Source organism: Mycobacterium sp. PSTR-4-N (assembly GCF_022348085.1).
Lineage (GTDB): Bacteria > Actinomycetota > Actinomycetes > Mycobacteriales > Mycobacteriaceae > Mycobacterium.
Window position 1 is genome coordinate 237,267 of record NZ_JAKRFN010000003.1, and the last position, 12,680, is coordinate 249,946.

At 71.9% G+C, this 12,680-nt stretch carries 11 protein-coding genes; 1 reads left to right on the forward strand and 10 read right to left on the reverse strand.

The window, feature by feature from the left end; genetic code table 11:
- Window positions 1-18: 18 nt before the first annotated feature.
- Genes ribD through MHN84_RS06285 form a run of 8 tightly spaced genes read right to left on the reverse strand, consistent with a single transcriptional unit; the run spans window position 19 to window position 9,136 of the window.
- Entirely contained in the window at window positions 19-1,020 is a 1,002-nt protein-coding gene (ribD, locus tag MHN84_RS06250; protein WP_241203752.1) for a bifunctional diaminohydroxyphosphoribosylaminopyrimidine deaminase/5-amino-6-(5-phosphoribosylamino)uracil reductase RibD, read from the reverse strand.
- A complete protein-coding gene (gene rpe, locus MHN84_RS06255) occupies window positions 1,017-1,703 on the reverse strand; it encodes a ribulose-phosphate 3-epimerase (RefSeq protein ID WP_241203753.1) in 687 nt (228 codons plus the stop codon). Before rpe ends, ribD begins: the two co-directional genes overlap by 4 nt.
- 4 nt (window positions 1,704-1,707) lie before the next feature.
- Complete coding sequence (locus MHN84_RS06260; protein WP_241203754.1) at window positions 1,708-3,120, reverse strand: RsmB/NOP family class I SAM-dependent RNA methyltransferase; 1,413 nt, start codon at window positions 3,118-3,120, stop codon at window positions 1,708-1,710.
- Window positions 3,117-4,055, reverse strand: coding sequence for a methionyl-tRNA formyltransferase (fmt, locus tag MHN84_RS06265; RefSeq protein WP_241203755.1), 939 nt, complete (start codon window positions 4,053-4,055; stop codon window positions 3,117-3,119). Before fmt ends, MHN84_RS06260 begins: the two co-directional genes overlap by 4 nt.
- A 20-nt stretch (window positions 4,056-4,075) precedes the next feature.
- Window positions 4,076-4,612, reverse strand: coding sequence for a LemA family protein (locus tag MHN84_RS06270; protein ID WP_241203756.1), 537 nt, complete (start codon window positions 4,610-4,612; stop codon window positions 4,076-4,078).
- Entirely contained in the window at window positions 4,606-6,429 is a 1,824-nt protein-coding gene (locus MHN84_RS06275) for a DUF2207 domain-containing protein (RefSeq protein ID WP_241203757.1), read from the reverse strand. The genes MHN84_RS06270 and MHN84_RS06275 overlap by 7 nt, the downstream gene beginning before the upstream one ends.
- 5 nt (window positions 6,430-6,434) lie before the next feature.
- Window positions 6,435-8,381, reverse strand: a complete 1,947-nt coding sequence (locus MHN84_RS06280; protein ID WP_255730062.1) for a primosomal protein N' — start codon at window positions 8,379-8,381, stop codon at window positions 6,435-6,437.
- Window positions 8,382-8,431: 50 nt separating this feature from the next.
- Window positions 8,432-9,136, reverse strand: a complete 705-nt coding sequence (locus MHN84_RS06285) for a lysoplasmalogenase (protein WP_241203759.1) — start codon at window positions 9,134-9,136, stop codon at window positions 8,432-8,434.
- A 46-nt stretch (window positions 9,137-9,182) separates the two neighbouring features.
- Here MHN84_RS06285 and MHN84_RS06290 point away from each other — a divergent pair, with 46 nt between their 5' ends.
- Window positions 9,183-10,100, forward strand: coding sequence for an alpha/beta hydrolase (locus MHN84_RS06290; RefSeq protein WP_241203760.1), 918 nt, complete (start codon window positions 9,183-9,185; stop codon window positions 10,098-10,100).
- A gap of 1 nt (window position 10,101) precedes the next feature.
- On the opposite strand, the gene metK is transcribed toward MHN84_RS06290, so the two are convergent.
- The gene (metK, locus tag MHN84_RS06295; RefSeq protein ID WP_241203761.1) at window positions 10,102-11,310 is read right to left on the reverse strand and encodes a methionine adenosyltransferase; all 1,209 of its coding nucleotides are present in this window, start codon (window positions 11,308-11,310) and stop codon (window positions 10,102-10,104) included.
- 121 nt (window positions 11,311-11,431) lie between these two features.
- On the reverse strand, window positions 11,432-12,676 hold the full coding sequence (gene coaBC, locus MHN84_RS06300; RefSeq protein WP_241203762.1) for a bifunctional phosphopantothenoylcysteine decarboxylase/phosphopantothenate--cysteine ligase CoaBC: 1,245 nt from the start codon (window positions 12,674-12,676) through the stop codon (window positions 11,432-11,434).
- Window positions 12,677-12,680 lie beyond the last annotated feature (4 nt).

Consider the following 12,680-nt stretch of genomic DNA (forward strand, 5'->3'; position numbering starts at 1 on the left):
ATCCGATAACGACGACGATCAGGCTTTGATGAGGCTGAGTAGCACATCCGGACCGACCGGATGGATGCCGTCGTAGCGCCACCGCTGCGCCTGACCGATGCTGGACACGCCGACGTCGTCGACCGCAGTGATCGGCCCGCCGAGCAGAATCGGCGCCACGTAGGCCAGGATTCGATCGACCACGCCGGCCCGCAGGAACGCTCCGGCCAGGGTCGGGCCGCCCTCCACCAACACGTCGGTGCGGTCCGACAGCGCCTGGACCACTTCGTGCGGGTCTCGGGTCCGGATGACCATGGTGCGCGAGTCGTCGTTGAGAACCGTTGCATCAGGGGAGATCTCACGCATGCCGACCACCACGCGCAGCGGCTGCTGAGCGGTCAGGCTGCCGTCGGGGCGGCGCGCGGTCAACGCGGGATCGTCGGCGAACACCGTGCCGGTGCCCACCACGATGGCATCGGCGATCGCACGTCGCCGGTGCACGTCGGCGCGGGCCGCTTCTCCGGTGATCCACCGACTCGTGCCGTCCGCTGCCGCACTGCGACCGTCCACGCTCGTCGCGAATTTCCATGTCACGTGCGGCATTCCAGTGCGCTGTTTGTGCAGCCACTCCCGAAGCGGACCACCCGCCGCAGCGTCGGCACCGACCCCTGCGTTGACCGTGACGCCCGCGCGAGCCAGTCGGGCGGCGCCGCCTGCGGCGACGGGATTCGGATCCGCGACGGCGAAGACGACATTCGCCACCCGCGCGGCGAGAAGGGCGTCCACACACGGTGGTGTGCGGCCGATGTGATTGCACGGCTCGAGTGTCACCACCGCGGTGCCGCCGACGGCGCGCTCCCCCGCCCGCCGCAGTGCCAGCACCTCGGCGTGCGGCCCGCCGGGCGGTTCGGTGGCACCCACGCCGGCGATCTCACCGTCGGCGTCCAGGATCACCGCACCTACCGGCGGGTTCGGATACGTTGTGCCCTTGACCTTTTCGGCCTGCTCGAGAGCCGCGGCCATCGCGGCGTCGAAATTCACGGTGCGAGGTGGCTGGCCGCCTGAGCGCGCAGCGCCGCGACAGCGCGCGCGGGATCCTCGGCACCGTAGACGGCCGAACCCGCGACGAAGCAGTCCACGCCGGCCTCGGCCGCCGCGTCGATCGTGTCGGCGCTGATGCCGCCGTCGATCTCGATGAGCACGGTGAGTTCACCGGAGTCGACCAGGCGGCGCACGATGCCGACTTTAGGCAGCACCTCGGCGATGAATTTCTGCCCGCCGAACCCGGGTTCGACCGACATCACCAGCAGCGTGTCGAAATCACGCAGGATCTCGAGATAGGGGTCGACGGGTGTGCCGGGCTTGATCGCGAGCCCGGCCTTCGCACCGGCAGCCCGGATGTCGCGTGCCACGGCGCGGGGGTCGTCCGTGGCCTCGGCGTGGATGGTGACGTTGTGCGCACCGGCCTCGGCGTAGGGCGGGGCCCAGCGCGCCGGGTCCTCGATCATCAGGTGGCAGTCCATCGGAATGGCGGTGACCTCGAGCAGCGACTCGACCACCGGCAAGCCGAGCGTGAGATTCGGCACGAAGTGGTTGTCCATCACGTCGACGTGCACCCAGTCGGCACCCTCGATCGCGGCCACCTCGTCGGCGAGCCGGGCGAAGTCGGCGGCCAGAATCGACGGCGCGATCATCGGGGCGGTGCGGGCGGACTCTCCTGGCATGGGGTCAGCCTATCGGGGCCGCGGTGACGCGAAGGGCGGCGGCGAACATCGCGTCGGTTCCGTGCCGGTGCGGCCACAGCTGCACCGATGACGCCTCGCCCGCGTCGGTGGCGGGGGCGAAAAGATCACGGGTGTCCAGCGCTTCGACCGGGTGGCGGCGCAACGCGTCGGCCACCACGCCGGTGGTCTCGGCCAGATGCGGGGAGCAGGTGGCGTACAGCACGACCCCGCCGGGCCGCGTCAGCCGGATCGCCGAGGCCAGCAGCTCTCGCTGCAGCTTGGCCAGCGGAGCCACGTCACCGGGCCGGCGCCGCCACCGCGCCTCGGGTCTGCGGCGCAGCGCGCCCAGCCCGGTGCAGGGGGCGTCGACCAGCACCCGGTCGAAGCCCGGGGTCAGGCCGGGGTCGCGACCGTCCACCCGGAGCACCTCGACGGGCAGCCCCGCGGTGTTCTGCTCTACCAGTTCCGCGCGGCGAGGCGCGGGCTCCACCGCCGTGACCTGGGCGCCGACGGGTCGGCCCAGAGCCGCGAGCAGCGCGGTCTTGCCCCCGGGGCCCGAGCACAGATCCAGCCACCGGCCACCGTCGGGACCGTCGAGCTCGGCCATCGTCAGAGCCCGCGCGACCAGCTGGCTGCCCTCGTCCTGCACGAGGGCGCGACCGTCGCGCACGGCGGTGAGCGCGCCCGGGTCCCCCTCGGTCAGGTGGACCGCGTACGGCGAGAACGGGCCGACGGTCCCGCCGACCTCCGCGGCCAGCTCGCCGGCGGTGATCTCGCCCGGGCGCGCGACCAGATGCACCTCGGGCCGGGCGTCGTCGCTGGCCAGCAGCGCTCCCAGTTCGTGGGCGCGGGCACCCAGCGCGTCGGCGAAGGCCTGCGCGACCCACCGGGGGTGGGCGTGCACGAAGGCGAGGTGGCCGATCGGGTCGGTGGCGGCGGGCGGGGCGAGTTCTGCCACCCACGACGCCTCGTCACGGCGGGCGATCGTGCGTAGCACGCCGTTGACGAAACCGGCTCGCGCCGTGTCGAATTCGATGCCGGCCTGCTCCACCGTCGTGGACACCGCAGCATGGTCCTCGACCCGGGTGCGCAGAATCTGGTAGGCGCCCAGCCGCAGTAGGTCGAGCAGCACGGGGTCGATGCGCTCGACCGGGCGACCCGCCGCGGCACCGATGATCGCGTCGAGCAACCCCTGCGCGCGGCAGGCGCCGTAGGTCAGCTCGGTGGCGAACGCGGCGTCGCGGCCGGTGATCCCGCGGTCACGCAGCATCGCGGGCAGCGCGAGGTTGGCATACGCGTCGCGCTCCGACACCGCCCGCAGCACGTCGAACGCGGCCCGGCGGGCCGGATCCAGTGGGGTGCGCCGCTGTGGCCGCCGGGCCCCCTGGGGTCGTCGGGGTCGGTGCGGGCGCGTCACTGCAGTGAGCCGATCTCGGCGAGGCGCGCACCGCGCGCCCAGTCGGCGGCATTCATCGGTTTCTTGCCCGGCGGTTGCACGGTGTGCAGTTCGACGGCGTCGGTGCCGGTACCCACCAGCACCCGCTTCTTCTCGACACCGAGCCGGCCCGGTTCCAGGTCGCTGCGGCCCGAGTCACCGTCGACCACGGACACCGGCCCGATCTTGACGCGCTGCTCGCCGAGCATCGTCCATGCTCCCGGGTTCGGCGTGACGGCGCGGACCCGCCGGTCGACCACGTGGGCGGGGAGGTCCCATCGGACGCGGGCGTCCTCGACGGTGATCTTCGGGGCGACGCTGACGCCCTCGGTCGGCTGCGGCACCGGGGTGAGCGTGCCGTCGGCGATCCCGTCCATGGTGGCCTCCAGCAGACCGGCGCCGGAGTCGGCCAACCGCGCCAGGAGCTCACCCGCGGTGTCACGGGGCGTGATGGTCTCGGTGACGACGCCGTACACCGGACCCGAGTCCAGGCTCGGCTCGATCTGAAAGGTCGTCGCCCCGGTGACGGTGTCCCCGGCGGCGATCGCGGCCTGCACCGGTGCCGCACCGCGCCATGCGGGCAGCAGCGAGAAGTGCAGGTTGACCCAGCCGTGCGCCGGCACGTCGAGCAGGCCGTCGCCGAGCAGGGCGCCGTAGGCCACGACGGCGCAGCACTCCGGCCCCAGCGCAGCGAGTTCGGCGACGAATTCCGGCGAATTGGGGCGCGAGGGCCGCAGCACCGGGATGCCGGCGTCGAGGGCCAGCGCAGCCACCGGGGACGGGATCGGGGTGCCGCGCCGGCCGACAGCGGCATCGGGGCGCGTCAGGACGGCGATCACCTCGTGGCGCGGCGACGAGAGGAGGCGACGCAGGGACGGAAGGGCCGGCTCCGGGGTGCCGGCGAAGACGAGACGCACCGGGCCAGTCTAGGAACCGCCTACTGGGGCTGGCGGTAGTACTCCTTCTCGCTGACGCCGCTCAACGGTGCGACGAACATCCACGGAATCGTGCTGAGCAGCCGATTCAGGGTGGCGACGGAGTCGTTGTAGTACTGGCGCGCGAACGCGAGCTTGTCCTCGGTGTCGGCGAGGTTGCGCTGCAGATCCAGGAAGTTCGCGGACGAACTCAGTTGCGGCGAGCCCTGTCCGAGGGTCAGCAGCGGTGTCAGCGCGGCGTCGAGTTGCCGCTCGGCGTCGCTGCGTTGTGCCACCGAGCGACCCGCCGTCGCCGCGGTCAGCGCCTGCGTGGCGTCGGTGACGCGGTCCAGCACATCCTTCTCGTGGGCGGCGAAGGTGGCCACGGCGTGGACCAGGCTGGGGATGAGCGATGCACGCCGGGTCAGTTCCACGTCGATACCGGCCAGCGCCTCGGCGACCCGCACGTCGGCCGATCGGATCTTGTTGTAGCCGACCACATATCCGGCACCGATCAGCAGAACCACGACCAGCACGATGGCCAGCACGACGCTCACCACGATCCGCCTCCTCCGCCGCCGCCACCGCCGCCGCCACCGCCACTGAAGCCGCCGCCACTCGACGAGGACGAGGAGGACGACGACTGCGAGGCGGTGTACGCGCCGATCGACGACGACAACGCCGATTCGAAACTGTCGAAGTCCGCGCCGCCGCCGCTGCCCACCGCCCGCGACGTCGCCGGCCCCGACGTGACGTACCAATCGGGTTGCGGCGCTGCGACGTTCATGGAGGTCTGATACTTCGCAGCCCAGGCCGCGGCGACTCCACCGGCCACCGCGAACGGAACGTACGCCGTGTAGAGATCCCGGCGGGCAGAGAAGTCGAAGCGGGTCTCCGCCGAGTCCGTCGCGAGCACACGGTGGAATCCGCCGGCCCGAGACCACAGGTCACGCCCCGCTGCGGTGCGCCGCGAACCCACCCCGTCCCGCCATGACAGTGCGGTCAGCAGGAAGAACACCGCGAAGGGCAACGCCCACAGCGTGATCGGGAAGCCACAACGGAAGAATCCGCAGACCATCAACAGGAACGCGACCGCGTTCGCCGCGCGCAGCCACAGTTCTTTCTTGCGGGGCTCCACCAGTCCCTCATCGCGCGCCCACGCCTGCACGGCCTTGGTCATGTCCTCCTTGGCCTTGCTCAGCTTCTGTCCCGACGTCTTGGTCTTCTTGGCCGTGAACTCGCTGCCGGTGCTCATCAGCTTCAGCCGGGAGGCAACGGCCAGGGTGACCGGGTCGAGGCCCGCCCACTGGCCCGGCTGGGCGATGCTGCGCAGCTTCCATTCCTTGTCGCCGAGTTGCTGCAGCGTGATGAGTTTGCGCTCGGCGAGGTAGAACAGCGTCGCGGTCAGCCCGTTCTTGGGGACCGCCTCGGTGCGGATGTATTCGACCTGCACCGGCCCGAGGCCCGGCGGCGGGGCGTACTGCAGCGGGAATCCCGGCGACGGTTCGGTCACGCTGCGCAGCCACAGCACGGCGCCTGAGCCGGCGGCGAGGGTGAGCCCGAGCAGCCACAGCACGCCGGTGACCGACTGGCCGAGGATGCGGTCCCACGTGTAGGGCCACGGCAGCGTGGCGCGCGCAGGCGTCGGCACGTCCACACCCGCGCGCAGGGTGACCGGTGTGCGGGGCGGCAGCTGCGACGCCGTCGCCACTACGCTGTTCCCGGTCGCGCGCAGCTCATCGCATGCGCGTCCGACGCCTGCCCCGACCGAGCACTGCACCGCTCCGACGGCGCCGGGCAGCGTCACGTCGATCTCCGCGCGGTCGATGCGGTTGTTCCACGACGGGGCGATGACGTTCCAGAAGAACACCGACGGTGATTCGGCCGGTGCTCCCACGGTCTGGGCAAACCGGCGGTCGGCCCCGGTGGAGCCGGGATCCAGCACCCCGCGGATGCGGTAGGCGATCTCGAACACGTGCCCTCCGTCGGACAGTGTTCGGTCGGGGTCACCGATCTTCGCGACGCGGAAGCGTCTGCCGTCTTCCCACAGCATCTGGTAGGGCACCGGTGCTCCATCCAGCTGGATGGAGGTGATCTCGGGCAGCTGGCGGACGTGAGAGTCGTTGCGGTTGGCGACATCCCAGTACCGGAAGATGCCGTGACGATCGGTGGTGTAGACCTGCGCGGTGATGGTCTCGACCGCGGTCATGTCCCCCGCCGGGTCGACCGTGGCGGTCATCCGGTAGTCGCTGATCACCACGGGATCTTCGGGCACGGGTCCGCCGGCGCCGCCGCCGGTGAACAGCAGCGGCCACAGCAGTCCGAATGCGATGAGCAGCAGCGGGATCGACGCCTTGGCCACCCGCCGCACGGACATGGGCATCACCCTATGTGCAATGGGTCGATCTGGACACGCACCGGCTCGTGGTCGTGGCGGGCACTGTGCACGGCGGTCGCTTTGCGCAGTGCCGCGGCCAGCGCCAGGCCGTCGGATCGCGCTGCCCGCGCCAGCATGCGGATCACCGGGTGTTCGGGCGCGACGCCGGGCGGGCGGCGCACACCCACCGGCAGGTCGACCGGCCCCAGCAGGTCGGTGCCGGCGGGCAGGGCCGCATCGTCGAGCAGCGCGTGCACGGCGTCGGCGGTGCCGTCGACGGCGGCCATGTGCACGGCCGGCGGGAGCCCCACCTCCGCGCGCGCCTCGAGTTCGGCGTCGGCGTGGCCGACGGGGTCCCACCGGATGAGCGCCTGCACGGTCGGGATCGCCGACTCGGCGACCACCACCACCGCTCCCCCGTCGTCGCGGCGGCGAACCAGGGCCGCCGCCGACATCCACCGGCGCAGCGTGTCCTCGGCCGCGCGCAGGTCCTGCCGCCCGAGCAGTGCCCAGCTGTCGAGCAGCAGCGCCGCCCCGTAGCCTCCGTCGGCGACGGGTTCGACGCCCGGGGTGGCGACCACCACTGCGGCGCGCTGCGGTACGGACTCCACCACGGCCTCGCCGCCCGAGGTGACCACCGCGACGCCCGGAAAGGCCCGGCCGAGTTCCTCGGCGGTTCGCCGGGCCCCGACGACGACCGCGCGCACCGCGTCCGAGCCGCACCGGGCGCAGCGCAGTGCGAGCTCCTCGCGTCCGCACCATCGGCAGACCGCCCCGGCCGCGTCGCGGCTGGCCAATGACAGCGGCCCGGTGCAGTGCCGGCAGCGGGCGACGGTGCGGCAGCGGGCGCAGGACAGCGCGGGCACATAGCCGCGCCGCGGCACCTGCACCAGAACCGGGGCGCCGGCGGTCAGCGCGGCGCGGGCGGCGTCCAGCGCCACCGACGGCAACCGCGCGGTCCGCGCGGCCGGGTCGCGCTCCTGGGCATAGGCGCTGTCCTCCAGCGCGATCATCCGCGGAGCGGCCGCCCGGACCGTCTGCCGCGGGGCGGTCAGGTCGTGAGCCCACCCGCTACGTACCAGCGCCTGCGCTTCGGCGGTGCGCGCGTGGCCGCCGATCACCGCGGCGCAGCGCACCTGGTGGGCACGCAGCATCGCGACCTCGCGGGCATGGGGATAAGGGGCGCGGGGTTCGGCCAGCGAATCGTCGCCGTCGTCCCACATGAGCACGAGACCGAGGTCGGCGACCGGGGCGAACACGGCGCTGCGGGTGCCTATTACCACGCGGGCGTCTCCGCGCAGCACCGCGAGCCACCGGCGGTAGCGCTCCGCAGGCCCCAACCCCGCGGAGAGCGCCACCACTCGCGTGGTGTCGACGAGCGCACCGCATGCCGCCGAGAGCCGGTCGACGTCGCGCTGGTCGGGCACCACGGCGAGCACCGAGCGGCCGGCGCGCACGGTCACCGCCGCGGCTTCGGCCAGCCGGGCCGGCCAGTCATCGCCTGGCAGCGCCTGCCAGACCGCGCGGGCGGCGCGACCGTCGCGCAGCGCGGCGATGAACTGTGTTCCGCCGCTGTAGGCCGACCACGCGGCGGCATCGATATCGGCAGGGACGTGCGGGTCGAGCGGGACCGCAGGCCGTTTCTCGACGGTCGCGTGCCGCGGCGGGATCGCCAGCCGCAGCACGTCGGCACGTGTGCCGGCGTAGCGCGCGGCGACGGCGTCGACGAGCCGGCGCACATCGTGCGTCAACACCGGCTGCGCGGAGACCACCTTCTCCAGCCACCCCAGGCGGCCGCCGTGATCGGTCTCCGAACGCCGTTCGAGAACGAACGCGTCGACCAACCGGCCGTTGAACCTCACCTTGACGCGGACCCCGGGTTGCGCGTCGTCGGACATCTCGGACGCGACCAGGTAGTCGAACTCCCGATCCAGGTGCGGCACCGTCAGCATCGGCAGCACCCGCGCGATGGGCTCGTGTTCGGCAGCCTCCCGTCCGACGGTCACCCCGCAGGTCTAGCAGAGGGCTCAGACGATCGGCCGAACAGCAGGCCCGCGGTGATCAGCAGCAGCGACGCCGCATAGACCCACCAGATCGGCACCGCCAGCGTCTCGTCCCCCAGCACGAACCGTCCGATGCCGATCATCGCGTCGGACACCGCGAAACAGACCGCGCCCAGCGCTGTCCACGGCGTCGGCAGGTCGGCGAGCAGGGCCGTGCACACCATCGCGCCCAGCACGGCGATGTAGGCCGTGACCGGAATCGCCATCCCGTCTGCGACCAGCCGTGGCCAGAACCACACCAGTAGACCCGCGCACGCCAGCACGGTCAGCCCCGCTGCCGCCAGACGCAGCGGCGTGGCCCGGATCAGCGGCCACAGCGTCACCAGGAAGCACAGATGCGCCACCAGGAACGCCGCCAAACCCAGCACGAACGACGGCTCCCACCACGGCATCGCGAGGAGGAAGTCGCCGGCGGCGGAGAACAGCAGCGCGCCCACCAGCCAACGGCGCTCGCGAGCGATCGGGTGCGCCCACGCCGCCGCGGCGAGGAGCACGGCCGCGAGCGCCTTGACCGCGGGCTGGGCGCCGAAGCGGCCGGTGAGTTCGGCGCCTGCAGGCACGTGCGTCGCGGTGACGATCAGAAACACCCCGTAGGTCGCGGCCACGGCGGCCGCGGCTGCCCACAGTGCAATCCGGCGGGTCATCACAGGGGCGAACCTACTAAAACCCGCGGACACTACCGTGTGGGCCATGGCTGACCTCGATCCCGTGCTGGCGAAGGTGCTCGACGCGGTGCCGTTCCGACTGACCACCGACGGCGGGCCCGAGCTCGCCCGGCAACGCTTCGCCGAGCTCCCGCGGGCGGAGGTGTTCCCGGAGGTGACGACCGCCGAGCAGAGCGTCTCCGGTCCGGCCGGCCCGGTGCCCGTGCGCATCTACCGGCCCCCTGCCGAGGCATCGGCGCTTCCAGTGGTGGTCTTCATCCACGGCGGCGGGTGGTCGGTGGGTGACCTCGACACCTACGACGCGGCGGCGCGCCTGCACGCCGTGCGCGCCGAGGCCCTGGTGGTGTCGGTCGACTACCGGCTGGCCCCCGAGCACCCGTACCCGGCGGCCGTCGAGGACGTGTGGGCGGTGACGCAGTGGGTGGCCGAGCGCGCCGACGAGATCGGCGGCGACGCCGCGCGCGTCGCAGTGGCCGGTGATTCGGCGGGTGGCAATCTCGCCGCGGTGGTCGCCCAGCAGGCCCGCGACGCCGGCATCCCGCTGCGGCTGCAGCTGCTGTGGTATCCGTCGACGACGTTCGACACGTCGCTACCGTCGTTCACGGAGAACGCCGAGGCGCCGATCCTCGGTGTGGCGGAGTGCAAGGCGTTCACCCGCTGGTACGTCGGCGACACCGATCTGACGCAGCCGCCTGCCACGCTGGTGCCCGCAGTCGGAGACCTCACCGGCGTGGCGCCCGCCCACATCGTGGTCGCCGGCCACGACCCGTTGCGTGACGACGGCGCCCGCTACGCGCAGCTGTTGAGCAGCGCCGGGGTGGACGCCGCGCTGCACACCGCCGACACGCTTGTGCACGGATTCCTCGGCTACTACGGCGTCGTACCTGCCGCGACGGAGGTCACCGACCGGGCGCTGGACGCGCTGCGCGACGCGCTGAAATAGGTCAGACGGCGCTCTTCAGGTCGTCGACCTTGTTCAGCTGCTCCCACGGCAGCTCGATGTCCGTGCGACCGAAGTGGCCGTACGCCGCGGTCGGCGCATAGATCGGCCGCAGCAGGTCGAGGTCGCGCACGATCGCGCCGGGACGCAGGTCGAACACCTCGAGAATGGCCTTCTCGATCTTCACCGGGTCGACGGTCTCGGAGCCGAACGTCTCCACGAACAGACCCACCGGGGCCGCCTTGCCGATCGCGTAGGCGATCTGGACCTCGACCCGCTCGGCGAGGCCGGCGGCGACCACGTTCTTGGCGACCCAGCGCATCGCGTAGGCGGCCGAGCGGTCCACCTTGGACGGGTCCTTGCCGGAGAACGCGCCGCCACCGTGGCGGGCCCAGCCGCCGTAGGTGTCGACGATGATCTTGCGGCCGGTCAGGCCCGCGTCGCCCATCGGGCCGCCGAGCACGAACTTGCCGGTCGGGTTGACCAGGATGCGCGGATTGGACGTGTCGAGGGTGTCGTGGCCGAGCTCGGTGAGCACGGCGTCGATGACGTGCTGCTTGATCTCGGGAGTCAGCTGACTGTCCAGGTCGATGCCGTCGGCGTGCTGGGTGGACAGCACCACGGTGTCCAGGCGCACCGGGGTGGTGCCGTCGTACTGCACCGTGACCTGGGTCTTGCCGTCGGGACGCAGGTAGTCGAGCGTGCCGTTCTTGCGGACCTCGGTCAGCTTGCGCGACAGCCGGTGCGCCAGCGCGATTGGCAGCGGCATCAGCTCAGGCGTGTCGGCGATCGCGTAGCCGAACATCAGGCCCTGGTCGCCGGCGCCCTGCGAATCCAGCGGGTCGGCCGCACCCTCGACGCGCGTCTCGTGGGCGGTGTCCACGCCCTGGGCGATGTCGGGCGACTGCGCACCGATGCCGATGTTGACGCCGCACGTCAGGCCGTCGAAGCCCTTGTCGGAATGGTCGTAGCCGATGTCGAGGATGCGCGCACGCACGGTGTTGGTGATGTCGGCGAACGCTTCCTTGGCCGTGGTGGTCACCTCGCCCACCACGTGCACCTGGCCGGTCGTGACCAGGGTCTCGACCGCCACACGGGACTTCGGATCGCCGGCCAACAGTGCGTCGAGCACCGAATCGCTGATCGCGTCGCAGATCTTGTCCGGGTGCCCTTCGGTCACCGACTCACTGGTAAACAGCCGAGCATCACTCACGTGCGATCCCTTTCACTTCCACTGTCTGTGCCGGCACACGGCGGCGCCACTGGCACCCAAGCGTGTCCCCCTGCAGCGCGCAACCTTTACGCGCACGCGTCGTACCTCCGTCGTTCGCCGCTCACCTGCTCTGCAGGAAGCCGACGATCGCGTCCACAATACGGCTCGCCATCACGGTCTTCGAACCGTGCTCCAGTGCGGCCTCCTTGCCGTCGGCGGACAGCAGCCAGCCGTCGTTGTGGTCGACCTCGAAAGCCCGGTTCTCCCCCACCGCATTGACGACGAGCAGATCGCACCCTTTGCGGGCGAGCTTGGCCCGCGCGTGGAACAGCACGTCGCCGTTGGCGTCGCCGGTCTCCGCCGCGAAACCCACGATGGCCCGCATGTTGGGCAGTTGCCCGTCGGCGCGGGAGCGCACCGCACCGGCCAGCACGTCGTCGTTACGGACCAGCTCGATGGTCGGCTCGCCCTCGCCCGCCGGGCCCTTCTTGATCTTGGTGAGCACCGGGTTGGCGGGCCGGAAATCGGCGACCGCAGCGGCCATCACCAGCACGTTGGCCGCCGCGGCGTGCTTGGACACCGCGTCGCGCAGCGCAGTGGCCGACCCGACGTGCTCGACGTGCACGCCGGCCGGGTCGATCAGCCCGGCGGTGTGTCCGGCGATGAGCGTGACATCGGCGCCGCGTTGCGCCATCACCCTGGCCAGCGCGTAGCCCTGTTTACCCGAGCTGCGGTTGCCGATGAACCGCACCGGATCGATGGGTTCGCGAGTGCCGCCGGCGGTGACCAGCACTTTCACCCCGGCCATGTCGTAGGGCAGCGCGTCGCCGCGCGCCAGCAGCAGTTGGGCCAGGGTGCTGATCTCCTCGGCCTCGGGCAACCGCCCGGGACCGGTGTCGGCGCCGGTGAGCCGGCCCGACGCGGGTTCCATCACCACCGACCCGCGCCGGCGCAGGGTCGCGACGTTGTCGACCGTCGCCGGATGGAACCACATCTCGGTGTGCATCGCCGGTGCGTAGAGCACCGGGCAGCGGGCGGTCAGCAGGGTGGCGGTCAGCAGGTCGTCCGCGCGTCCGATGGTGGCGCGTGCCAGCAGGTCCGCGGTGGCCGGCGCCACGACGACGAGGTCGGCGCCCTGGCCGATGCGAACGTGCGGAACCTCGTGGACGTCGTCGAAGACGCCGGTGTGGACGGGATTACCCGACAGCGCCTCGAAGGTGGCCGCGCCGACGAACTTCAGAGCCGATTCGGTGGGAACCACCCGCACGGAGTGGCCCGCCTCGGTGAGCTGACGGACCACCGTCGCCGCCTTGTAGGCGGCGATGCCGCCGGCGACCCCGACGATGATCCGTTTGCGATCGGCCATGGGC